Source organism: Mesorhizobium sp. L-8-10 (genome assembly GCF_016756635.1).
Taxonomy (GTDB): Bacteria; Pseudomonadota; Alphaproteobacteria; order Rhizobiales; family Rhizobiaceae.
This window is the reverse complement of sequence record NZ_AP023263.1, coordinates 232,657-256,532: the sequence shown is the minus strand read 5'-3', so window position 1 is coordinate 256,532 and position 23,876 is coordinate 232,657. Positions and strand designations below refer to the sequence as shown.

General features: G+C 66.5%; 19 protein-coding genes. 7 read left to right on the top strand and 12 right to left on the bottom strand.

The window, feature by feature from the left end; translation table 11 throughout:
- Positions 1–2 precede the first annotated feature (2 nt).
- The 4 genes from JN280_RS01105 to JN280_RS01090 all read right to left on the bottom strand — a co-directional run bounded on the left by JN280_RS01105 (position 3) and on the right by JN280_RS01090 (position 4,449).
- A complete protein-coding gene (locus JN280_RS01105) occupies positions 3–1,190 on the bottom strand; it encodes an ABC transporter permease (protein ID WP_202309710.1) in 1,188 nt (395 codons plus the stop codon).
- Complete coding sequence (locus tag JN280_RS01100) at positions 1,187–2,251, bottom strand: ABC transporter ATP-binding protein (RefSeq protein ID WP_202309709.1); 1,065 nt, start codon at positions 2,249–2,251, stop codon at positions 1,187–1,189. Before JN280_RS01100 ends, JN280_RS01105 begins: the two co-directional genes overlap by 4 nt.
- Before the next feature lie 353 nt (positions 2,252–2,604).
- Positions 2,605–3,657: an ABC transporter substrate-binding protein gene (locus JN280_RS01095; RefSeq protein WP_202309708.1), complete on the bottom strand. Its 1,053-nt coding sequence runs from the start codon at positions 3,655–3,657 to the stop codon at positions 2,605–2,607.
- A gap of 243 nt (positions 3,658–3,900) precedes the next feature.
- Positions 3,901–4,449: a cupin domain-containing protein gene (locus tag JN280_RS01090; protein ID WP_202309707.1), complete on the bottom strand. Its 549-nt coding sequence runs from the start codon at positions 4,447–4,449 to the stop codon at positions 3,901–3,903.
- Positions 4,450–4,614: 165 nt separating this feature from the next.
- Between JN280_RS01090 and hisD the strand changes: the two genes are divergently transcribed.
- From hisD to JN280_RS01075, 3 genes are read left to right on the top strand one after another with little or no spacing between them, the layout of a single operon-like run.
- Complete coding sequence (gene hisD, locus JN280_RS01085; protein ID WP_244743443.1) at positions 4,615–5,868, top strand: histidinol dehydrogenase; 1,254 nt, start codon at positions 4,615–4,617, stop codon at positions 5,866–5,868.
- Positions 5,869–5,892: 24 nt separating this feature from the next.
- The gene (locus JN280_RS01080) at positions 5,893–6,666 is read left to right on the top strand and encodes an SDR family NAD(P)-dependent oxidoreductase (RefSeq protein ID WP_202309705.1); all 774 of its coding nucleotides are present in this window, start codon (positions 5,893–5,895) and stop codon (positions 6,664–6,666) included.
- A gap of 24 nt (positions 6,667–6,690) precedes the next feature.
- Positions 6,691–7,446, top strand: coding sequence for an SDR family oxidoreductase (locus JN280_RS01075; RefSeq protein WP_202309704.1), 756 nt, complete (start codon positions 6,691–6,693; stop codon positions 7,444–7,446).
- A gap of 53 nt (positions 7,447–7,499) precedes the next feature.
- Here the strand turns inward: JN280_RS01075 and JN280_RS01070 are convergent, their stop codons facing one another.
- Positions 7,500–8,609 carry a DUF1513 domain-containing protein gene (locus JN280_RS01070; RefSeq protein WP_202309703.1) on the bottom strand — a complete coding sequence of 370 codons (1,110 nt, stop codon included), beginning with the start codon at positions 8,607–8,609 and terminating at the stop codon, positions 7,500–7,502.
- Between the two features lie 238 nt (positions 8,610–8,847).
- On the opposite strand from JN280_RS01070, the gene JN280_RS01065 reads away from it, so the two are divergent.
- The gene (locus tag JN280_RS01065; RefSeq protein WP_202309432.1) at positions 8,848–10,278 is read left to right on the top strand and encodes an IS1182 family transposase; all 1,431 of its coding nucleotides are present in this window, start codon (positions 8,848–8,850) and stop codon (positions 10,276–10,278) included.
- A 242-nt stretch (positions 10,279–10,520) separates the two neighbouring features.
- On the opposite strand, the gene JN280_RS01060 is transcribed toward JN280_RS01065, so the two are convergent.
- The 7 genes from JN280_RS01060 to JN280_RS01030 form a co-directional block, all read right to left on the bottom strand.
- On the bottom strand, positions 10,521–11,651 hold the full coding sequence (locus tag JN280_RS01060) for an imelysin family protein (RefSeq protein ID WP_244742768.1): 1,131 nt from the start codon (positions 11,649–11,651) through the stop codon (positions 10,521–10,523).
- The gene (locus JN280_RS01055) at positions 11,651–13,246 is read right to left on the bottom strand and encodes a di-heme oxidoreductase family protein (RefSeq protein ID WP_202309702.1); all 1,596 of its coding nucleotides are present in this window, start codon (positions 13,244–13,246) and stop codon (positions 11,651–11,653) included. Before JN280_RS01055 ends, JN280_RS01060 begins: the two co-directional genes overlap by 1 nt.
- An 11-nt stretch (positions 13,247–13,257) precedes the next feature.
- Positions 13,258–13,743: a bacterioferritin gene (bfr, locus tag JN280_RS01050; RefSeq protein WP_202309701.1), complete on the bottom strand. Its 486-nt coding sequence runs from the start codon at positions 13,741–13,743 to the stop codon at positions 13,258–13,260.
- Positions 13,709–14,020 (bottom strand): (2Fe-2S)-binding protein, encoded by a 312-nt coding sequence (locus tag JN280_RS01045; RefSeq protein ID WP_202309700.1) that lies wholly within the window; start codon positions 14,018–14,020, stop codon positions 13,709–13,711. Before JN280_RS01045 ends, bfr begins: the two co-directional genes overlap by 35 nt.
- Positions 14,021–14,099: 79 nt before the next feature.
- The gene (locus tag JN280_RS01040; protein ID WP_202309699.1) at positions 14,100–15,404 is read right to left on the bottom strand and encodes an imelysin family protein; all 1,305 of its coding nucleotides are present in this window, start codon (positions 15,402–15,404) and stop codon (positions 14,100–14,102) included.
- Positions 15,405–15,414: 10 nt separating this feature from the next.
- Complete coding sequence (locus JN280_RS01035; protein ID WP_202309698.1) at positions 15,415–15,921, bottom strand: hypothetical protein; 507 nt, start codon at positions 15,919–15,921, stop codon at positions 15,415–15,417.
- Positions 15,922–16,434: 513 nt separating this feature from the next.
- Positions 16,435–17,382, bottom strand: coding sequence for an aldo/keto reductase (locus JN280_RS01030; RefSeq protein WP_202309697.1), 948 nt, complete (start codon positions 17,380–17,382; stop codon positions 16,435–16,437).
- Positions 17,383–17,661: 279 nt separating this feature from the next.
- Between JN280_RS01030 and JN280_RS01025 the strand changes: the two genes are divergently transcribed.
- The 3 genes from JN280_RS01025 (at position 17,662) to JN280_RS01015 (ending at position 23,590) form a co-directional block, all read left to right on the top strand.
- The gene (locus JN280_RS01025) at positions 17,662–18,648 is read left to right on the top strand and encodes a sugar-binding transcriptional regulator (protein WP_202309696.1); all 987 of its coding nucleotides are present in this window, start codon (positions 17,662–17,664) and stop codon (positions 18,646–18,648) included.
- A 420-nt stretch (positions 18,649–19,068) separates the two neighbouring features.
- Positions 19,069–21,123, top strand: coding sequence for a bifunctional aldolase/short-chain dehydrogenase (locus tag JN280_RS01020; RefSeq protein WP_202309695.1), 2,055 nt, complete (start codon positions 19,069–19,071; stop codon positions 21,121–21,123).
- Between the two features lie 139 nt (positions 21,124–21,262).
- Positions 21,263–23,590, top strand: coding sequence for a penicillin acylase family protein (locus tag JN280_RS01015; RefSeq protein WP_202309694.1), 2,328 nt, complete (start codon positions 21,263–21,265; stop codon positions 23,588–23,590).
- The last annotated feature ends 286 nt before the right edge of the window (positions 23,591–23,876 follow it).

The window sequence follows — 23,876 nt, the reverse complement described above, 5'->3', positions numbered from 1 at the left end:
GGTCAGGTTCCCACCATGGTCGGCGACCGCGACAGCCGCCCATAGACGAGATAGAGCACCGTGGTGACGACGAGCAGGATCAGCCCGAGCGCGCCGGCCATGCCCCAATTGGCCGTTCCCGTGGCGAAGAAGGCGATGACGGAACTGATCATCTGGTCGTTCGGCCCGCCGACCAGCGCTGGCGTGATGTAGTAGCCGAGAGCCACCATGAACACGAGAAGCGAGCCCGACATCAGGCCCGGAAAGGCGAGCGGCAGGAGCACGTATCGGAACGCCTTCAGCCGCGTCGCGCCGAGCGAGGCAGCCGCCGGCATGAGGTTCGCCGGGATGGTGAGCAGCCCGCTGTAGATCGGCAGCACCATGAAGGGCAACAGCACATGCGTCATCGCGATGACGACGCCGGTGCGGTTGAAGATGAGCGGCAGCGGCTCGCCGATGAGCCCGATCGCCCGGAGCGCATCGTTGATCAGACCTTCGTTCTGCAAAAGGATGAACCAGGCGGCGGTGCGCACCAGCAGCGACGTCCACAAGGGCAGGAGCACGGCGACGAGCAGCACTGCGCGCATCCAGCCGCCGGCCGAAGCCGCGATCAGCGCATAGGGCAGGCCGATGGCCGCGCACAGCAACGTGACGGTCGCCGAGATCAGGAAGGTGCGCAGCATGATCTGACGGTTGGCCGAGGTGCCGGCCTCGACCGAGGCGATGCCGCCCCCGGCGTCGCGTTCGAGATCGGCGGAGGCGAGCAGATAGCGGTCGGTATAGAGCGGCATGGCTCGCTTCATCGCCTGCCAGTATTTCGCCTCGCCCCAGCGCGGGTCGATGGCATCGAGCTCGGGAAGCTGCCCCTCGGGAGCATCCCTGACCGCGCTCGCGGTGCGCGACATCAGCGAACGGAAGCCGGAGAGTTCGCTGTTCAGCCGCCGCACCATGTCGCCGAAGGCGAGTGAATCCGTCGGCCGCCTCAGGTCTTCGGCGAGTGCCGTCTGCATGGCCGGAGTGGGCGGGCCAGTGCCGTCCCAGTCGGCCATCGCCGCGGCGGTGTCGGGCAACACGCCGCGCACCGTGCCGTCGGTCACCGAGGCCATCATCATCGTCACCAGCGGCCAGAAGAAGAAGACGACGAGGAAGGCGACCAGCGGCGCGATCAGTCCCAATGCTGTGAGCCGCGCGCGCACGGATGACGACATCATGGCCGGATCACCGTGCATTCGTCGGGCTGGAAGGTGGCGAAAGCTTCGGCGCCGACCGGCCAGGCGCGCGATTTGCGCGCCAGCTTGGCGACGAACTCCAGGCCTCCGCCGGAGACGCGCGCCCGCAGATGGTCGCCCTGGTATACGGTGTCGAGCACCTTCACCGGCACCGCGTTGCCTCCTCCGGCTGTCTCGGCCAGTCCGATCCGCTCCGGGCGGATGCTGACCAGCGCGTCGCTGCCGGCCTCGAAGCCGGCCGGCGCCATGGCTTCGAGGAGCGGGCCGTCGTCGATCCTGATCCTGGCCCTGTCGCCGTCGCGGGCCTCCACCTTGCCGGCGAAAAGATTGGTCTCGCCGATGAACTCGGCGACGAAGCGCGTCTGCGGCCGGTCGTAGATGGCGTCGGGCGATGCCAGCTGCTCGATCCGTCCGGCATTGAAGACGGCGATGCGGTCCGACATGGTCAGCGCCTCGCCTTGGTCATGGGTGACGAAGATGATGGTGAGGCCGAGCCGGCGATGGAGTTCGCGCAGTTCGAACTGCATATGCTCGCGCAGCTGCTTGTCGAGAGCGCCCAGTGGCTCGTCCATCAGGACCACGCTCGGCTCGAACACCAGCGCCCGGGTGAGCGCCACGCGCTGCTGCTGGCCGCCGGAAAGCTGCGCCGGCTTGCGCTCCCTGATCTGGCCGAGCTTGACCATGTCGAGGGCCCGCTTCACGCGCTCGGCAACCTCCGCCCTGGGCGCGCCGCGCATGAGCAGCGGGAAGGCGACGTTCTCGGCAACGGTCATATGCGGAAACAGGGCATAGTTCTGGAACACCACGCCCATATTGCGCCGAAAGGCCGGCAGATGGTCGATGCGGTTGCCGTCGAGCCGGATCTCGCCGCCGCTCGGCTCGATGAAGCCCGCCACCATCATCAGGATCGTGGTCTTGCCCGAGCCGGATGGCCCCAGCAGGCTGACGAACTCGCCCTTGCCGATGGCGAGATCGAGCTCGTCGACGACCTTGTGGAGGCCAAAGGATTTGGAGATGCGTTCGAGCTCGATGAAATCAGCCAAATGTTCCTCGCATCGGTGACGGTGTTCGAGCCTCGCCGGGCCACGTCCGATAGTCGGAGAATCGCGTCTTGGGCGGCCTCAGAATGCGGCTGTCGACGCTGCCCCTCATCCGGCTGCCGCCACCTTCTCCCCGCGAGCGGGGAGAAGACCGATGTCCTCGACGGTTTCGCCAATCTTCGACGTTGCAGGACCTGGCGCCGTCATCGCGGCAGGCCGTCTTCTCCCCGCTTGCGGGGAGAAGGTGGCGGCAGCCGGATGAGGGGCAGCGGCTAGGTCGCAAGGCTGGTCCGCACGCTTATCCCACCCTGCGCAGACGAGGCGGGATGCACATCACGGAGCCGCGGTGCCGGCTCCTACTGCGCCAGCCAGGCATTGAACCGGCTGGTCAGCTCCTCGATGTTGTCGACCCAGAACTCGCCGTCGAGCGCGACGGCGTCGGTCAGATTGGCTTCCGCGGTCGGCAGCTCGGCCGCGAGATCGGCGGGCACGGCGGCGGCGGCTTCCTTCTGCGGCAGGCCATAGGCGACATATTCCGGCAGCTTCGACTGGTTCTCCGGCGCGCTGGCGAAGGCGATGAAATCCATCGCGTCGTCCTTGTTGGGGCTGTCGCGCAGGATCACCCAGCTGTCGATGGCGTAGATGCTGCCCGGCCAGACCACCTTGAAATTCTTGCCTTCGGTCTTGTTGATGCCGGTGATGCGGCCGTTATAGGCCGACGTCATGACCACCTCGCCCGAGGCGAGCAACTGCAGCGGCTGGGCGCCGGCCTCCCACCAGACGACGTCCTTCTTGATCTCGTCGAGCTTCTTGAAGGCGCGGTCCACGCCTTCGGGCGTGCGCAGCACGTCATAGACCTCGGCCGGCTTCACGCCGTCGGCCATCAGCGCGAATTCGAGCGAATATTTGGGGCCGCGGCGCAGGCCGCGCTTGCCCGGGAACTTCCTGGTGTCCCAGAAGTCGGCCCAGGAGGCCGGCACCGCATCCTTCAGCTTGTCGCCGTCGTAGCTCACCAGCGTCGACCAGACGATGGCGCCGACGCCGCAGTCATGCACCCCCGCCGACAGGAACTTGTCCTTGCCGCCGAGCTTTTCCCAGTCGATCTTCTCGTAGAAGCCGTCCGTGCAGCCGAGCTCCAGCTCCTCGGTTTCCACCTGGACCACGTCCCAGTTCGGCTGGCCGGCTTTCACCTTGGCGGCGATGACGCCGATGCCGCCGTCCCAGCTCTCGTCGAGCACAGGCTTGCCGAGCTTCTCGGCGAAAGGCTCGAAATAGATCTTCTTCTGCGCATCCTGATAGTTCCCGCCCCAGGAGACGATGGTGAGATCGCGCGCCGATGCAGCGCCCGCCGCAACCGCGACGACGAGGCCGGCCGCACCGATGGTGCTGATTGCCCTCTTGAAAGTCATGTTCTTATCCTTGTCCTGTTCCACCTCTGGACTTCTTATATGAGCGACCTCAATCGCCGGCGCGGCCCCTCCGGGCCGCTTGGCTTCGCGCCAACAGCCGCGGCGCGCGGTCGCGCGCTCCATCGGTCGATCCTATCGACCGATGGCATAGACAAAAGCACAAGTCCGGTCGGGGCAACAGATTTGATGCCGTGGGTCAGCTTCCGGTGAATATATTGAACGGAATGCTGGAAGCGGCGCTATTCAATAAGTGGGCGGCGTAACAGCGCTGACGATCTCGCTGGGCCCGTCGTGGACATTCCGGAACCGGTGACCCGAATTGCTGTCGAAGTAATAGCCGTCGCCCGACCTCAGTACGCGGCGCTCGTCGCCGACGGTGATCTCGACGGCGCCCGCTATGACGAAGCCTGCCTCCTGGGCATGGTGGCTGAGCGTTTCGCCGGTGTCGGCGCCGGGCGCATAGGTTTCGTGCAACATCAGGATCGCACGGTTGGGATAGTTGACGCCCGCCATGCGGTAGGAGATCGCGTCGTGCTTGCCGATCTCGATGCAGTCCCGCGCGGCGTAGAAGGGCGAGGACGGCACCTGGGATTTCAGGCCTGAGAAGAAGCCGGTGAGCGTGCTGCCCAGCGCGTCGAGAATGGCGCTCAGCGTGTCGACCGACGGGCTGATGCGGTCACGCTCGATCAGCGAGATCGTCGAATGCGAGATGCCCGAGCGTACAGCGAGTTCCCGGATGCCCAGATGACGGCGGCGGCGAAGCTCCCTGAGGTGTTCTCCGATTTGCGACATGGCGGTTTCTCCTTGGCCGATCGTAGCACCGGCTGGTCGGAATACTAGACAGGACTTTCCGATCCGATTGTCTGGCAGTGTGGCGTCGGCCACTCTCCGCGCCGACGCACCCACCGGAACCCCGACATGTCATTGCCAGCCGACCTCGCCGCCCGCATCCGTTTCATGAAGGCGCCGCGTCCCGCCGCGACCGCCGACGCCGGCGGTATCGAGGAGACGGTAAAGGGCATCCTGGCTGATGTCCGCGAGCGCGGGGACGCCGCGCTCCGCGACTTCAGCCGCGCCTTCGACCAGGTCGATATCGAGACCTTCGAAGTGAGCCTCGCCGAACGCGAGGTCGCGGTCGCGGCACTCGATCCGCAGACGGCCGCCGATACGCGTTTCGCCATCGAACGGGTGCGCGCCTTCGCCGAGGCTCAGTTCGCCACCATGCTGCCGCTCGAGGTCGAGCCGCTGCCCGGGCTGCATCTTGGGCACCGCATCATCCCGATCGCCCGCGTCGGCGCCTATGTTCCCGGCGGCCGCTACCCGCTCCTGTCGGCACCGGTCATGACCATCGTTCCGGCCAAGGTGGCGGGCTGCGACGAGGTGATCGCCTGCCTGCCGCCCAATGCGCATCAGGCAATGATCGCCGGCTGCCATCTTTCCGGCGCCGACCGGATTTTTCGCGTCGGCGGCGCCCAGGCGATCGCCGCCATGGCCTGTGGCACCGGGAGCATTCCGGCCGTCGACAAGATCGTCGGGCCCGGCAACGCCTATGTGAACGAGGCCAAGCGCCAGGTGTTCGGGCCGGTCGGCATCGACCAGCTGGCGGGGCCGAGCGAGATCTTCGTGGTCGCCGACGCCTCCGGCGAGGCGGTCATGATCGCCACGGATCTCCTGGCCCAGGCCGAGCACGACGTCCGCACCCGTGTCGGCCTGATCACCACCGACGCCCCGCTCGCCAATGAGACCATAGCCGAGGTTGAGCGGCAGCTCGAAGGCCTGCCGACCGCGGCGGTTGCCGGTCCCGCCTGGCGCGACTTCGGCCAGGTCGTGGTCTGCGAGGACGAGGCCGCGATGATCGCCTATTCCGATTTCATCGCCGCCGAGCACCTGCAGGTCCACACGGTCGACCCGCAGGCGACGGCGAAGAAGCTCAGGAACTACGGCTCCCTCTTCATCGGGACGATGGCGAGCGTGGTCTATTCGGACAAATGCTGCGGCACCAACCACACGCTGCCGACCATGGGCGCCGGGCGCTACACGGGCGGGCTCTGGGTGGGCTCCTATGTCAAGGTCGCAACGCATCAATGGCTGGAGCGGGCCGGCGTCGAGTCCGTGGCGCCGCCGGCGGTGCGCCAGAGCGCCAGCGAAGGGTTGGAAGGCCATCGCCGCGCGGCGGCGCTGAGGCTGGCGCAGCTGCAGGCGGGTGTCTGACGGCGCCCGAGAGAGGAGGCCCGGATGTCTGGCAAGAGAACCATACTGATCGCCGGCGGCGCGGGCGGCATGGGCATGGCGACCGCGCTGCGCTTCGCGGCCGATGGCGAGCGCATCGTCATTGCCGACCTCGACGGGCCGAGACTTGGCGCAGCGCGGGACCGGGTGGCGGCGGCCGGGGCCGACGCCCTTGCCGTCGGCCTCGACATGCGTTCGGTCGCTTCCTGCCGGCAAGCGGTGAGCTCGGCTGCTGATTGGGGCGGCGGCATCGACGTGCTGGTCAATGCCGCCGGCGTCTGGCTGGAGGGCCCGTCGGCGGAAGTCGCCGAGGAGGACTGGGATCGCGTGCTCGACGTCAATCTCAAGGGCGCATTTTTCCTGATCGCTGCGACGACGCCGCATCTGGTCGCATCGAGCGGCGCGATCGTGAATATCGCCTCCGACGCCGGCCTCGTCGGCAACAACGGCGCGGCGGTCTATTGCGCCTCCAAGGGCGGGCTGGTGCTGCTGACGAAGGCTCTGGCGCTGGAACTGGCGCCGCAGGGCGTGCGGGTCAACGCGGTCTGCCCCGCCGATGTCGCCACGCCGATGATCGAATATCAGGCGGCGACCTATGGCGGGGGCGATCCTGATGCATACAAGCGCCGGCTTCTCTCGCACTATCCGCAAGGCGACCGCGCGCGATTCATCGAGGCCGACGAGATTGCGGCACTGATCCATTTCCTGTGCCAGCCGGGTGCGGCGCCGATGACGGGCGCGGCCCTGCCGGTCGATTTCGGCGTCACGGCGGGTTACTGATCGGTTTCGACGGGAGGAGGAGAGATGGCGGCAATATCGAGGATGGCGCTGGTGACGGGGGCAGGCGCGCCTGACGGCATCGGTTTCGCCATCGCGCGTGCGCTGGGCCGGGCCGGGCTGTCGGTCGCCGTCACCGCGTCGTCTGCGCGCATCTTCGATCGGGCGGCCGAGCTGCGGGCGCAGGGCATGGAGGCGAAGGCCGTGGCTGCCGACCTCACCGACGCCAAAGAGGTCGACAGGCTGCGCGCCGAGATCGGCGACGTCGACGTGCTGGTGAACAATGCCGGAATGGGTAGCGTGACCCAGCCGGCGCTGCAGCGGCGTTTCGTCGAATTGTCCGAGGCCGACTGGGATCGCGGCATCGATGTCAGCCTGAAGACGGCTTTTCTCGTCACCCGCGCGTTCCTGCCCGCCATGGTGGAGAAGGGGCACGGCCGCGTGGTCAACATCGCCTCCGTCACCGGCCCCTATGTGTCGAATGTGGGGGAGGCCGCCTATTCCGCGGCGAAGGCCGGCATGGTCGGCATGACCCATGCGCTGGCGCTGGAGGTGGCGCGGCACGGCGTGACCGTCAATGCGGTGGCGCCCGGCTGGATCGAGACCGGCGCGCTGACGCCGGACGAACGCGAAGCCGCGCGCCGGACGCCGCCGGGCCGGGGCGGAACGCCCGACGAGGTGGCCGCGGCCGTCGCCTTCCTCGCCTCCGACGGCGCGAGCTACGTCAACGGCTCGGTGCTGGTGGTCGACGGCGGCAACATCCTACAGGAGCGCAAGGGGTAAGGGGGCCCGAGCACTTCCGGACGCAAGACGGGTGCCCACTTCGCCGGGAACTGCTACCCGATTCTCAGCAGGTGGTTGTCCCAGGCATAGTCGTCGAGCACGGTTTCGGAGCCGTCGGCAGCGAGAATGTCGCCGGTGCCCGTCGTTGCGCGGAACCCTCCGTCGTCGGGGGCCAGGCCACAGACCTCGACCAGCGGCTTGTCGGCAAGAACCCGGCCCGACCGCGCCTCGATGACGGCGTAGCGGTTGCCCTGCGGCGAGGACACCGCGATCGTGCCGGCCGCCGGATTGGCTGCGACCGAGCCGATATAGTTGCGGAAGCCGGCGAGCACGTCGTCGGGCATCTCGACGAGGACGAGTTCCTCGCCCTGTCGCGCCTTGCCGACCAGCAACGGGCGTTCCGTCGCTGGCCCCTCATGCTGGCAGCCGAACCAGACGGCGCCGTCGCCGTCGAGCGCGATGTGCCGGATCGACAGTTTATGCAGCGCCGGCGGCAGGAAATGCTGTTCCATCAGCGCCCCGGTCAGGCGGTCCACGAAGGCGAAGGACGGCTTCATCGTCGGCAGGTTGAGCTTGGCGCGGCCGAAATCCGGATGGGTCTCGATGCCGCCATTGGCGATCGCCAGGGTGCGGCCGTCGCCAAGAAGCAGCAACTCGTGCGGGCCGACGCCGTAGGTCGGGAATTCGCCGATCCGGCGGAAGCCGTCCCGGGCGTCATAGACGCCGACCATGCCGGCGGCATTGTCGAAGTCGTTCTCGGTGGCGTAGAGCAGGGCGCCGTCGCCCGCGAAGACGCCGTGGCCGAAGAAGTGCCTGTTTTCGACGCTGGCGATGGTGCGGGTTTTCTCGCGGCCGGAATGGTCGAACACCACCATGAAGGTGCCGGGCTGGCGCGCGAAGACGACCGAGCGGCCGGAGACCGGGTCGAAAGTCACGTCATGGCCGCGGTCGGGCAGGGCGGTGGAATAGACGATCTCGCGGGCCTCCGACAGCACCGCCACGCCATAGCCGCCGTCGCGCCGCTGGAAGGCGGTGGCGAAGACGGCGTCCGTCCTGTCGAGGGCCATGGTTTGATGCGGCAGCAGCGCGGCCGCGAAGCCTGCGCCTGCGGCTTTCAGGAATCCGCGGCGGTCGATGAGCGAGGGGGGGAGGAGGGTGGTCATAGCGCGTTCGGATATGGGAGCAAGGGGGTGGTTGTGTTGGTCCCAAGGCGAGCACCCCTCATCCGACCGCGCTTCGCGCGGCCACCTTCTCCCACCAGGCCGTGTGAAAACTCGGGCATTGGTTTTTTGGATGTGTCGAGGAGCATCTTGGGCTTCCCAAATCAACCTGGATCGGATTCAAATTGTTGATCCAAAGCAGTGATTTGCCGGATTTTTGGCAGTTTGAGACGAGGCCGAAATGGCGCATATGACAGGCCAGTCGCGGGAGCAAACGAGCTTGTTCCCGGAAACCTTGGACGAGGCGGTCGGTGCCGATCATCCGGTGCGGGTCATCGATGCCTTCGTCGACAGCCTCGATCTGGCGCAGCTCGGTTTCTCCAAGGTTGTTCCCGAGGCCACGGGCCGGCCACCCTACGATCCGGGCGATTTGTTGAAGCTTTATGTGTACGGCTACCAGAACCAGGTGCGGTCGAGCCGCCGGCTTGCGGCGGAAGCGCGGCGCAACATTGAAGTGATGTGGCTCACCCATCGCGCGGCGCCGGCCTTCAAGACGATTGCGGATTTCCGCAAGGATCATCCGGAAGCGATCGTTGGGGTGTGCCGGGCCTTCGTGCGCTTCTGCCGGGAGCAGGCGCTGGTCGGCGGCACGTTGCTTGCGATCGACGGGACCAAGATCGATGCGGTGGCGAGCCGCAAGCAGGTGGTGACGGCCAAGGAACTGGAGAAGGCGACGGCGGCCGTGGACCGCAAGATTGCCGCCTATCTTGCGCAGATGGACGAAGCCGACCGGGACGAGCGCGCGGCGCAGACGGATGGCGTGGACGTTGCGGCGGCGGTGGCGGCCTTGCGGGCGCGCCGCGAGCAGATCCAGCAGCAGGCCGAGGCTTTGACCGGACGCGGGTTGAGCCAGTGGGTTCGCACCGAGCCCGAGGCCAAGCTGATGCGCACGGCTCGGCACGGCCATCAGGTGGCCTACAACGCGCAGACCGTGGTCGACGCAAAACACAAGCTGGTGGTTGCCTTCGACCTGACCAATGACGGCAACGACCAGTGCCAGCTCCACCCGATGGCGGTGGCCGGCCGCGAAGCCGTGGACGGTGACAAGGTAGCGGTGGTGGCCGATGCCGGCTATTCGAACGGCGAGCACGGCCAGCGCTGCGAGGACGACGGCATCACCGCCATCGTGCCGCGGGCCGAAACCGTCAACCCGGAAGGCAAAGAGTACTTCACCCGCGACCAGTTCAGCTACGACGCCGAGAGCGACAGCTGGCGCTGCCCGGCCGGCGAAACGCTCACCCACCGGGAGACCTCGTGGACGGAACAGAAGAAGAAGTACGGGACCAAGGCCTGTGCGGACTGTGCCTTGAAGCCGAAGTGCACGCAGGCCGCCAAGCGCACCATCATCCGCCACTTCCATGAAGATGCGCGCGAGGCGATGCACCGGCGCGCCATCAGCGACCCCGAGTGGATGGCGCAGCGGCGCATGCTGGTCGAACACCCTTACGGCACCATCAAATGGATGATGGGCCATCCCCGGTTCCTGGTCCGCGGGCTGAAAAAGGCCAGGTCCGAGTTGGCGCTCAGCGTCCTGGGCTACAATCTGAAGCGGGTGGTGAACATTCTGGGTGTGCCGGCGCTGCTCCAGACCCTGCTGTCCTCGCAAGCATAGGGGGGCATGAACTCGTGCCGCAGCTTCCAAACCACTCACCAAGCTATGCCTCCGTCCAGTTCTCACACGGCCTGCCACAAGGGGAGAAGGGAACGTCTGCCGCGAGGTTTCGGCCAAATGCGAAAGCCGGCGATTTGCAGGGCCGGCTAAGCCAGGTACCGGCCTTCTCCCCTTGTGGGAGAAGGTGGCCTCGCCCGTCAGGGCGAGGTCGGATGAGGGGTAGAAGGGCCAGCGGTGCAAGACTAGTCGCCGTCCAGCGAGGAAAATCCGGCGGTCAGGCCGAGCTCGGCGGAAAGCCGTTTGCCGAACAATTCCGACAGGCTGGTGGTGACCAGCTTGAAATAAGAGAGCTTCGAGCGCCGCGTGGGGTCGGCCAGGACATCGCCGATCGGCCCTTGCGCGCCGGTTGCGGCGTGGATCGCGTTGCCGAATTCGAAGTCGATCGAGCTTGCGATCCAGCCCGCGCTCTCGGGCAAGGTGCCGGCGAGGCCCGAAGCGTCGAACAGCGCCTTCATGCCGGCCAGGTTGCCGGCCAGTGCGACGGCCGTGCCCTCGGAGCGCCAGAACAGAGCCTGTTTCGGCTTGTCCTCTGCCGCTTCAGCGCCGAGGACGCTGTTGACGCGCTGGTCGCGCACCAGTTCGAGCCCGTTGATGAAGACTTCGAGCAGGTCGGTCAGGGACTCCGTGTCGTCGCGATAGAGGGGATTGTCGGCCGAGGGCTTTGCCCAGATTGCGCCGAAGCCTGTGGTACCGGTCCAGCCCGCCGCCACCGTGTCGGCGATGTCGTCGAGATTGCCCGATATGGCCGCGCCATAGGCGCAGCGGAAGGCGTCATCCGCGGCGAGCTTGTCGGAATCCGTTCCGAACAGGACGAATTCCAGCGCCCCGAGCCCCTGCATGGCGACGCTCTTGCCCGCCAGTGTCGCCGTATCGGTGACGCTCGAGTCCTGCCCGGCGAGCGCGGCCTGGACCTGCCTGAGGCCGATGCCCTTGCGGTCCGGCCAATAAAGGACGCGTTCGAGACGGTTCTCCTCCGTGATCGGGCCGATGCGGATGATCTCGGCACGCGACCAGGCGTCGGTGGTCTTGCGGAAGGCATCGCGGGCGGCGTCGAGATTGGCGGGCGAGGGTGTGGCGCAGAGGGTCGCCAGGGATGATTTCAGGTCGCCGGTGGCGTCGTGGAAGGCGGCGTAGGCGGGCTTGACGAAGTTTTCGACGGATTTGCCGATGATGGTCTCTGCGGTTTGGGGGGCGGAGAGGGCGGGGCTTACGGAACAGGCGAAGGCCAGCAAGGCGGCGCCGACGAGGTCGATGATAGAGCGTCGGCGGTGAAATCCGAGGACTGACATCACCGAAGCGAACGGCTGATCCATCAGAGCGACTCCAGGAATTTCACCAGAGCGGCGCGATCTTCGGCCGGGAGCGCGGCGAAGCGGTCGCGCGATTTCTGCGCCTCGCCGCCGTGCCACAAAATGGCCTCGACCAGGTCGCGGGCGCGGCCGTCATGCAGGAAGAAGGTATGGCCGTTGACGGTCCTGGTGAGGCCGATGCCCCAGAGCGGCGGCGTGCGCCATTCGTTGCCGCCGGCATCCCCGACCTTCTGCCCGTCGGCGAGGCCGTCGCCCATGTCGTGCAGCAGGAAGTCGGAATAGGGCCAGATGAGCTGGAAGGCCTGCGCCATGTTGGGCGCGTCGCGGCGGGTCACGAATTTCGGCACGTGACAGGAGGCACAGCCAATCTCGTAAAAGGCCTTCTTGCCGGCGAGCACGGCCGGACCATTTACCCTTCGGCGCGCCGGCACGGCGAGGTTCTGCGAATAGAAGGTGACGAGGTCCATGACCGGCGGCGGCGCCTCGACCTCGCCGAGCCGCGGCTGGACGCCGTCGGGCTTGGCGAGGCAGGCGGCCTCGGCCTCCGTGCAGTCGCCCCAGTGCTTCGGCACGTCCGGCGTCGAGATGCCGATGTCGCCGGCAAAGGCGTCGGCGGTCTGCTGGCGGATCGAGGGCGTCTGCGCCTTCCAGCCGAAGCGCCCGAGCACGAGTTCCCCGCTCTGCGGGTCGCGCACCATCTGGGCCCTGCCGGAGATGTCGTCGCCGTCGCTGTCGCCGGGATCGGCATGCGCCAGTATGTCGGCGGGGTGGATCTGCTCGACAAGGCCAAGGCCGATCATCGGTGGTGTGACGCGCGGCGAAAGCGTCGTGCCCGGATGGAGTGGGCCGTAGGCGAGGCCTTCGACCGCATAGGACGGCTTGCGCAGGGAAAGCTGCGTGCCGTCGGGAAGCGCGACCGGTACCTGCTCGTAGGCGATCTTCATACGGCCTTCGCCGGCGAGGCCCGGCACCGCGAGGTCCTGCAACTGGCCGCCATAGGTCGGATCGGGGAAATTGAGCGCTTGTCTGTCAGCGAGCTTCGCCTTTTCCTCCTCGGTCTCGGCGTCGCGGGCGAGCCTCAGGAACATCGAGGTGGCGTCGGGACTGGCCTCCGGCGGATGGCCGCGGCCGTCCTTCAGGTGGCAACTCTGGCAGGCACGGGCATTGAACAGGGGGCCGAGGCCGTCGGAAGCCTGGGTGGAGGAGGGAGACGACACCCACAGCTTGCGGAAGATGCCGTTGCCGAGCTTGAAGGTCCCTTCTTCCTCGAAGGTGATGTTGGCGGAGGACTGCGAGAAGGCGTCCTGGTTGACCCGCTTGCGCGAGGTGCCGGCGCCACCCTGCATGATCTCGAATTCTTCGGCCTTCGCGAAGTCCGTGGTCGGCCGGGTGACGGCGACGACCCGGGCGAGATCCTCGGGCGTCAGGTCCTCGCGTATCCCGACCTCCCGCATGCCGGCAAAAGCAGCAGCGGAAGCCAGGATTGTGGCGCCGGCAAGCAGGGCGCCCCGAAAAACCATCGCGCGGCGCGGCGTGGCGGCCGGCCGCGAGATGTCGTCTTTTTGCGCGCGGCGCGTCAGAAAGGCGATGCGCCGCATGATGTCATCGCTTATTCGGCCTCGTCCGCGGAGGCGGCGTTGAGGAGGCCGTAGCGCTCCTCGCCGATCGAGGTGAGCAGGCCGAGCTGGGTCTCGAGGAAATCGATATGGCCCTCCTCGTCGGCGAGCAGGTCTTCGAACAGCTCCATGGTCACATAGTCGCCGAGGTCATGGCAGATCTCGCGCGACTTCTTGTAGGAGGTGCGGGCGTCATATTCGCCGGCGAGGTCCGATTCGAGCACTTCCTTCACATTCTGTCCGATGCGCAGCGGCGCCACCGACTGCAGGTTGGGATGTCCCTCGAGGAAGATGATGCGCGCGACGATCTTGTCGGCGTGATGCATCTCTTCGATCGATTCGGCCCGCTCCTTCTTGGCCAGTTTGGTATAGCCCCAGTCTTCCAGGAGCCTGTAGTGCAGCCAATATTGGTTGACGGCGCCGAGTTCCAGAAAAAGAGCCTCGTTAAGCCGCTCGATGACCTGCTTTTCGCCTTTCATGGGTCCTGCTCCCGTATTGGACGCGCAATTCCCTGACGCGATCCAAGTGTGAAACGACATCCCCCTCGCTCGCCTCCGAGCAAGAATGATAGCTCTCGGTTACCCGAATGATCGTTTCGACCACATTTGGGAAGCAGCCGCAACAGCGTCCTCGCTTTTGCAGCGTATGGTAGACCTTCGCGGGCACGATCAGTGTCCACGGATCCTGTTCGAGCAGTTCGACGATGACCTCTTCGATCTCCTTCTGGGTGATCAGGTTGCAATGGCAAATCAGCATTTTCCACTCTGCACTGGCTGGAGGCGCCGCGGCGCCGTCTGGCTGAATGTCGGGCCGCCCGGCCTTGCCAAAAGACGCCTTACTGGAAAACCTTGTCCGGGGAGTCGAGGCTGTCGGACCCTTCGAAGGCGATGGCGTCGAGCTTGAGCGCGGCGACGGCACGCTCGATCGACCTGGTCTGGTCGACGAGCGCATCGATGGCCGCCTGGACCGCGGCATTGCCTTCGGAATTGCCCTCGCCGATCTGCTGGTCATAGGCCTCGCCGCCGACCGCGCGTGCCTGGATCGCCTCCATCTTCGCGACCGTCGCGTCGAGCTTGCCGGAAAGCTCGGCGTCGACGGCGGGATCGGCCGCCTTGACGAGATCGGCCACCGACGGTCCCTCGACGAGGCTGCCGTCCACGCGCTTGTAGCTGCCGAGATAGACGTTGCGGATGCCGACCGCGTCGTAGAGATGAGAGATATGGGTGTTGTCGGAGAAGCAGTCATGCTCCTCCTCGGGATCGTGGAGCAGCAGGCCGAGCTTCATGCGCTCCCCTGCGAGCTCGCCATAGGAGAGGGAGCCCATGCCGGTCAGGATGGTGGAGATGCCGGCCGCCGGATCGCCGTCGAGCAGGTTCCTGCGGGCCGCGCCGTCGTCCTTCCAGTTTCCGACCATCTCCTCGAGATCGGAGACCAGGAGTTCGGAAGCCGCCGCCAGGTACCGGGCGCGACGGTCGCAATGGCCGCCCGTGCAATTGGCGGTGTCGTAGTCGGTATAGGGACGGCTGCCGGCGCCGGGGTCGGTGCCGTTGAGGTCCTGACCCCACAGCAGGAATTCGATCGCGTGGTAACCGGTCGCGACATTGGCCTCGATGTCGCCAGCTTCCTGCAGTGTGCCGGACAGCAGGTCGGGCGTGATCGTCGAGACGTCGACCTTCCGGCCGTTGATCTCGATCCCGGTGTTGGCGATCACATTGGCGGTGTAGAGCGTGTTCTCGTCGGATTCGGTGCCGTAGCTCTTGTCGACATAGTCGATCAGCCCCTCGTCGAGCGGCCAGGCATTAACACGGCCTTCCCAGTCGTCGACGATGGCATTGCCGAAACGGAAGGCCTCGGTCTGCTGATAGGGAATGCGGGCCGCCTTCCATGCCGCGCGCGCGGCGTCGAGCGTCTCGGCGGAAGGCTTGGCGATCAGCGCATCGGTCGCCTCGTCGAGTTTCTTCGCCGTCGCCAGCGCATCCTCATAGCCGGCCAGCGCGATGTCGGCATAGGTCTTCAGCACCGCCCTGGGATCGGTCTCCGCCTTGGCCGGCAGCACGAACACCGCGGCCGTCAGCGCGCCCGTGGCCAGGATCGCCGCGAGGCGGCCCGAATGCCGGGGCAATGCTGGAAAAATGCTCATTCTGTTCTCCTCAGTGAACGGTCGCGTGCCCGGCGCGGGCAAGCACATCCTCGATGGCATGCACGGGAATGGGCAGAAGATATTGGCGCAGGCCCGCCAGCGTGTCGGCAAAGCCGGCGGCCGCCTCGCGCACCTCGGCCCGGCGCGCCGGGCACGACATGGCGTCGAGGCATGCGGAGGCAGCCGCGGCGTCGTCATGCTGCAAGGCGGCTATGAGACCGAGCGCCAGGCATTCGTCGCGGCAGACATGATGCGCGCCGAAGGGGAAGCTCAAGAGCGGGCAGGCGGCGCAATGGCGCAGCGTGCGCACGAAGTGCGACAGCTCCGAAAGCGCCCGCCGGCCCTCGGCGCCGCCCAGGAGCTGCGTGTAGAGCGCCCAGCTCATTTCCCAGGGCGTTACCGAACCCGTGTCGTAGCCGGCCAGCCAGCGGCGATAGCCTTCCAGCACCAGCTTCTCGGGCACGCGGTCGAAATAGCAGCCGTTGTGGCCGTTGATGTCGCCGATCCGGATGGTCATGAACGCCGTTCCGTCCGACCCGCGCGAGCGGTCGCACGCGTGCTGAAACGAAACACGCTCGATCCTCGTGGGCAGGGTACTGGCAGGAAAACCGCGCAAGGGCGCGATCCGGGTACGGCGGACACCTCATCCTCCAATCGAAAGGGTTCAAGGCCCAGACATCAAAGGTTCATATCGGGGTGTTTATGCCGCGGCGACCCGAAAAGTCAATCCAATTCGGCAAAACCGCCTTCAAATCAATAGCTTAGAATAATTCTAAACTGGGGCCTTCAAGTTTACGCGTTTGGAGGACTGTAGGTCCGGCAGCCATGGCCACGGCCGCAATTTCGACATCCCTGGGCCGCCGGCCGAAATTCAACCGGAGGTCGGCCGTGCCTTGAGGTTGGTCTGCGGCAGCAAACGCCGGCGCTCGCGGTGCATCCCCGATGCGGACGCGATACCGCCGTGCGCTCTTGCCTGAACATCCCGCTTCGGGATGCGGCCCGGACATCGCCACGGGCCGCGCCGGTTCGATCAGGCGCTCGCCTTGTCCAGTTCTTCGATATCGGCGGCCGAAAGAGCGATCGAGGCCGAGCGGATCAGGCTATCGACCTGCGGCAGCGAGGTGGCGCTGGCGATCGGGGCGGTGACGCCGGGGCGGGCGATCAGCCAGGCGAGCGCGATCTCGGCCGGCTTGGCCTCGTGCCGCGCCGCTACCGCCTCGAGCGCAGCCACGATGCGCCAGCCGCGCTCGTTGAGATATTGTTTCACGCCCTCGCCGCGGGCGCTCCGGCCGAGATCCGCCTCGCTGCGGTATTTGCCCGACAGGAAACCCTTGGCCAGGCTGAAATAGGTGATGACGCCGATCTCCTCGGCTATTGCCAGGTCGCGCAGCGGCCCCTCGAATTCCGCCCGATCATAGAGATTGTAGCCGGGTTGCAGCACCTCGTAGCGCGGCAGGGATTTCGCCTTCGCCACGTCGAGCGCTTCCCGGAACTGGGCGGCGTCGAGGTTGGAGGCCCCCGCATGACGGATCTTGCCCTTGGCGATGAGACGCTGATAGGCGCCGAGCGTCTCCTCATAGGGAACGGAAGCATCCGGCCAGTGCGAGAGATAGAGGTCGATCACGTCGGTCTGGAGCCGCTTCAGCGACGCGTCGACGGCCTCTTCGACATAGGCGGCCGACAGGCCCTTCCTGCCTTCGCCGAGATCGGAGCCGACCTTGGTGACGACCACGACCTTGTCGCGGTTGCCGCGGGCCTTCATCCATTTGCCGATGATGGTCTCGGATTCGCCGCCGGAATTGCCCGGCGCCCAGCGCGAATAGACGTCGGCCGTGTCGATCGTGTCGAAGCCGGCGCCGGCGAAGCGGTCGAGCAGGTCGAAGGATGTCTTCTCGTCGGCCGTCCAGCCGAAGACGTTGGCGCCGAAGACCAGCGGGGCGATGTGAAGGTCCGTGCGGCCGAGCCGTCGTTTTTCCATTGTGGATCTCCGGGATTTCTTTACTTCGCGAGGACGCCATCCGGCGTTGGTTTCGATCCTTGCATGCAGCGGGGATCGCGCAAAGGCCCTCTCTCCGCGAACGATGCGGCCAGCGGATCGCGTTTCGGGGTGCAGGCGGCAGCCCGGATGGGCCGCGCCCGCGACTGACGTCGCGCGCCATCTGATATGTCGACATCCGGCCTTCGCAAACGTCTCGGCTCTGTCTGTTTGACTTTTGTCAGTGCGCGTGACTATTGTCGAGAACGGGAGAAGACCGCCATGCCGATCCGGCCGGCCGAACAGATCATCCATAAAGCCGCCTGGCTTTATTATACCCACGGCCTGCGCCAGGACGAGGTCGCGAGGAAGCTCGACATCTCGCGTGCTTCCGTCGCCATGTATCTGCGCAAGGCGCGCGAAACGGGCATCGTCAGCATCTCGACCTCCACGCAGCTCTTCGCCGAGGACGTGCTGGCGCGCGAGCTCGAGGATGCTTTCGGGCTCGACGGCGTGTGGGTCGTGCCGCATGCGGATGCGTCCGGCGACCAGGCCGAGGTACCGCTGGTGGCTTCAGGAGTCTTCCTGGAACTGGTGCGCCGAGGCGACAGGATCGGCATCGCCTGGGGGCATACCGTCTATAGGATCGCCGACGTCATGTCCTATGCCGACCTGCAGGACGTCACCGTCGTCCAGCTCTGCGGCAATCTGGGGGCGCCCTATTCCTATCGCCCGGACCAGTGCACGATGGAGATCGCCCGCCGCCTCAACGCCAAGGGCCTCAATTTCTATGCACCGCTCGTGCTGACCACGCAGGGCCTGGCCGAGGCGCTGCGCGAGGAGCCGGTCATCCGCGAGCAGCTCGCCGGGATCGCCGAATGCAACCTTGCGCTCTATTCGGTGGGCAGCGTCGACGAGGACAGCCACCTCATGAAATGCGGCGCCCTCACGCCGGCCGAGATCCGCGCGCTGAAGGCGGAAGGAGCGACCGGCGTGATCGCCGGCCAGCTGATCGACCGGGAGGGCAAACTGCTCGACTGCAGCTACAACAGGCGCGTCATCTCCGCAGACCTCGCCTCGATCCGGGCCATTCCGAGGCGCCTCATGGTGGCGCATGAAGCCGCCAAGCTGGAGCCGCTGGGTGCCGCGCTCGCCGGCGGCCTCTGCACGCATCTCGTGACCACCGCCTGGATGGCCCGCAAGCTGCTCGACCGGGCGGGCAAGAATTCGGTCACGGTCAGGGAGTATGTTGGCGGAGGCAAGGTTTGACTGCGGCGCTTACCCCTATCTGTGCACCCATGAATTGCGTCAGGCGATCGGCGCGTCCGTGCTTGATTCGGAGCTCCCGAAGGACCCCTCATCCGACCGCGCTTCGCGCGGCCACCTTCTCCCACAAGGGGAGAAGGGAACGCTGCAGCAGCGTCTCGGCTAATCGCAAACGTTGTCGATTCGCAGAGCCGGCTAAACTGGTTCCAGCCTTCTCCCCTTGTGGGAGAAGGTGGCCGCGCGAAGCGCGGTCGGATGAGGGGTATCTCTGCGATGTGTGCACACGCTGGCCGCCTACGGGGAGAAGGTGGCGGCAGCCGGACGAGGGGCGGGCAGGAGGCCCAGCCTGACAGCTATCGCTATGTTTTCGCTCCGGTTTCCGCCTAGGGGCCGGCCAATGAACGATCAGCAAGAAGAACGGACATGAAGAATCTCTGGAACGATGCCACAGCCGAAGCCCTCGTCGCGGACTACGCCAAGAAGGGCGTCGACCGCGACCTCGCGCTGCGGGTCTACACAACCCGGCTGCTCGGCGGCGAGCCGCGGCTGGTGCTGCATGGCGGCGGCAACACGTCCGTGAAGAGCCGCGTCACCGACCTCGTGGGCGACAGCTGGGATGTGCTCTGCGTCAAGGGCAGCGGCTGGGACATGGCCGTCATCGAGCCGCAGGGCCTGCCGGCGGTGAAGCTCGGGGCGCTGCTGAAGGCGCGCGCGCTGGACAAGCTCTCCGACGAGGATATGGTGGCCCTGCAGCGCGCCAACCTGATCGATCCGTCCTCGCCCAATCCGTCGGTCGAGACGCTGCTCCACGCCTTCCTGCCGCACAAATTCGTCGACCACACCCATTCGACGGCGATCCTCGCGATCGTCGACCAGCCCGACAGCGAGGCGCTGAGCCGCAAGGTGTTCGGCCCCAGGATGGGCTTCGTGCCCTATATCAAGCCGGGCTTCGACCTCGCCAAGGCGGCCGCCGACATCTTCGACGCCGACCCCTCGGTGGAAGGCCTGATCCTCGACAAGCACGGCATCTTCACCTTCGGCGACAACGCCAGGCAAGCATATGACCGGATGATCCACTATGTCACGGTCGCCGAGGACTATGTGGCCCGGAACGGCAAGGCCGCCGCGAAGCCGATAGAGCTGCCCAAAGAGGTCGCCGGGGCGGCGGACTTCGCCTCGGCGCTGCGCGGCGCCGTGGCCTTCGACCGCGGCGAGGGCGCCTACGACCGAATGGTGAGCGACTTCCGGACTTCGCCCGCGATCGTCGAGTTCCTTTCTTCGCCGCGCCTCGCCGAACTCGCCAGGACGGGTGTCTCGACACCCGACCTCTCGATCCGCATCAAGACCGGGCCGATGGTGCTGCCGTCGCCCGATGCCGGGAAGATCGAGACCTATCCGGCCGAGATCCGCAAGCATGTCGCCGGATTCGTGGCCGGCTACACCAGCTATTTCGAGACCAACGACAAGCTCGACGACGTCAGGCGCACCATGCTCGACCCCATGCCGCGCCTGACCCTGGTGCCCGGCCTCGGCATGTTCGGTCACGGCCGTACGCTGAAGGACGCGAAGATCGCCTCGGATGTCGGCGAGATGTGGATCGAGGCGGTGCGCGGGGCCGAGGCGGTCGGCACGTTCCAGCCGCTCACCCATGCCGAGCTGTTCGGCCTCGAATACTGGTCGCTGGAACAGGCCAAGCTCGCCTCGAACAAGCCGAAGCCGCTCACCGGCCAGGTGGTCCTGATCACCGGCGGCGCCGGCGCCATCGGCGCGGCCACGGCAAAGCTGTTCGCCGCCAACGGCGCGCATGTGGTGGTTGTCGACCTCGACGCCGACAAGGCGGCCGAGGTCGCCAGGAAAGCGGGGAACGATTCCATCGGCGTCGGCTGCGACATCACCGATCCGGCGGCGCTGCGCACGGCTTTCGACCGGGCGGTGGCGGTCTATGGCGGTCTCGATATTCTGGTGTCCAATGCGGGCGCTGCCTGGGAGGGCGGCATCGGAGAGATCGACGACGCCCTGCTGCGCAAGAGCTTCGAGCTGAACTTCTTCGCCCATCAGAATGCCGCGCAGAATGCGGTGCGCATCTTCAAGCAACAGGGCACCGGCGGCGTGCTGCTCTTCAACACCTCGAAGCAGGCCGTCAACCCGGGTCCGAAATTCGGCGCCTATGGCCTGCCCAAGGCGGCGACGCTTTTCCTGTCGCGGCAATATGCGCTGGAATATGGCGCGATCGGCGTGCGCTCCAACGCGGTCAATGCCGACCGCATCCGTTCGGGCCTCTTGACCGACGACATGATCGCCAGCCGTTCCAAGGCGCGCGGCCTGTCGGAGAAGGACTACATGTCCGGCAACCTGCTGGGCCTGGAGGTAACGGCCGAGCATGTGGCGCAGGCCTTCCTGCACCATGCGCTTGCCGATCGCACCACCGGCGACGTCACCACGGTCGACGGCGGCAACATCGCGGCGGTGCTGCGCTAGGCGCGGCCGGCTCCGACTCCAAGCCCGGGCTCCATCTCCATTCCTGATCGAAGGGAAATGGAGCCCGCCGGGGCTTCATGCTAGTCCATCCGGGTCGTCGCGCAACGCGGCGCTCTCACCTCGCCCGGAGAAGCATGTCATGGCCGATGAAACCATTCCCGTCGCAGGTCTCGCGGAGCCCGCGAGCATCGTGCTCGACCGCTGGGGCATTCCCCACATAAGGGCCGAAAGCCTGATGGACATGTTCTTTGTCCAGGGCTTCAACGCCGCGCGGGACCGGCTGTGGCAGATCGACCTCGGCAGGAAGCGCGGGCTCGGCCAACTCGCCGCCGATTTCGGGCCGGGTTATCTGGAGCAGGACCGGGCCGCGCGCCTCTTCCTCTATCGCGGCGACATGGAGCGGGAATGGTCGTCCTATGGCGACGACTCCAGGGCGATCTGCGAGCGCTTCGTCGCCGGCATCAATGCCTATATCGGCCTGTGCGAGCGCGAGCCCGAACGGCTGCCGCCCGAATTCGCCGCCATGGGCACGCGGCCGGCCCGCTGGCAGGCCGAGGACGTGGTGCGCATCCGCAGCCATGGCTGGGTGCGCAATGCCGTCTCGGAGGTGGTGCGCTCGAATGTCGTCGCCGCGAGCGGTGCGGCGGCGGACCTTTTGCGGCAGAACATCGAGCCGGCCCATGATGCGACCGCCGGGCGCGAGGTGGAAGCACTGCCGCTGGAATGCCTGGATGCGCTGGAACTCGCCACCGCCCCGGTGACCTTCAAGCCCGAGCGACTGGCGGCGAGGCTCGAGGATGCAGCCGCCTGGCGCAAGGTGTCGCCGCTGGGCGAGGTGATGCGCGAGGCGGCGGCGCAAGGCTCCAACAACTGGGCCGTGCACGGCAGCCGCACGGACACCGGCCGGCCGATCCTGGCGGGCGACCCGCACCGTACCCATGTCGTGCCGTCGCTCCGCTACATCATCCACATGTCGGCGCCCGGCTTCGACGGCATCGGCGCAGGCGAGCCTTCGCTTCCGGGCATCTCCATGGGGCATAACGGCACGGCCGGGTTCGGCCTGACCCTGTTCTTCGGCCACGACCAGGAGGACGTCTACACCTACGAGACCCATCCCGACGACCCGCATCTCTATCGTTACGGCGACGGCTGGGAGCCGATGCGCGTGCTCACCGAAAAGGTCGCGCTCAAGGACGGCGGCGAGGCGGAACTGGTGCTGAAATTCACGCGCCACGGGCCGGTGCTTGCCGAATATCCCGGGCAGCGCAAGGCGATCGCCATGCGTACGGTGTGGCTGGAGCCGGGCACTGCGCCCTATTTCCGCAGCATCGTGACCATGCATGCCGATAGTTTCGACGCATTCCGCCGCGGCATGGCGGGGTGGGGCGTCCCGGCGACGAACCAGGTCTATGCCGATATTTCGGGTGCCATCGGCTGGGTTGTGGCGGGTTTCAGCCCGGCGCGGCCGAACTGGGACGGACTGCTCGCCGTGCCGGGCGACGGGCGCTTCGAATGGGACGGCTATCTCGCCGCCGAGAGCCTGCCTTTCACGCTCGATCCGCCGGAAGGCTATGTCGCGACCGCGAACGAGATGAACGTTCCCGATGCATGGCATGATGAAAACCGCCCGATCGGTTATGAATGGGTGGAGCCGTCGCGCGCCCACCGCATCGGGGAAAGTTTCGCCGCCGAAAAGATCCATTCGGTGGAAAGCGCCAAGGCGCTGCAGACGGATGTGCTGTCCATCCCGGCGCGCCGGCTGTGCGGGCTGCTGGCCGGCGTGGAGCCCGAGGCGCCGGAGGCGCGGGAAGCGATGACGCTGCTTGCCGGGTGGGACCATCGCCTGAGCGAGGCAAGTGCGGCGGCTGCGCTGTTCGAGGTGTGGTGGACGCGACATTTGCGGCCGGCGGTGATCGAGAGGCTGGTTCCCGATCCGGCATCGCGCCTGCTCATCGGGCTGGGTGATGTGGCCAGCGTCATCGCGGTCCTGGAGGCTCCCGCCGACAGGATGAGCATAAGCGATCGGGACCGGCTGCTCGCCGGCACGCTGGCAGCCGCCTTCCGCACCTGCCGGACGCTGATGGGCGACGACGCGGTGGGCTGGGCCTGGGGCAGGATCCATGTCGCGCACTTCGAGCATGCGGTCGGCGCGGCGCGCGACGGTACGTCTTTCGACGTCGGGCCGTTTCCGATCGGCGGCAGCGAATCCACCCCGATGAACGCGGCGTTCCGGCCGGACGATTTCCGCCTGGTCTCGGGTGCCTCCTTCCGCATGGTGCTCGACGTCGGCGACTGGGACCGGAGCGTGTGCATCAACACGCCCGGCCAGTCCGGCGACCCGCGCTCGCCGCATTATGCCGACCTCGCACCGATCTGGGCCGCCGGAGACTATGTGCCGATGCTCTACAGCCGGGCGGCGGTGGATGCGGCGGCGGTCAGGACCATCAGGCTGCAGCCGGTAGTCTGAAAAGCGCTAACTGCCCCTTGTGGTCAGGTCCCGTTGTCGTTTCAGTTGGCTCGCGTGGTCGGGCGACACGTGCCCTTCGTCATTGCGGTGGCCGTTTCCAATAGGTCCAGATCGGATGTTGATTCCGGCTGCAGATCGAATCTTCCTTCCCGGGCCAATTTGACGGCGGCTGCGTCGAATTGCGCTCGCGCTATGGCCTAATCCAGATTCGCGGGAGTCTTGTTGGCCATTGTTATTTCCCTCTTGGCTTGCCGTCATATCCTCTCAACCAGTGGTCCGCATAGTT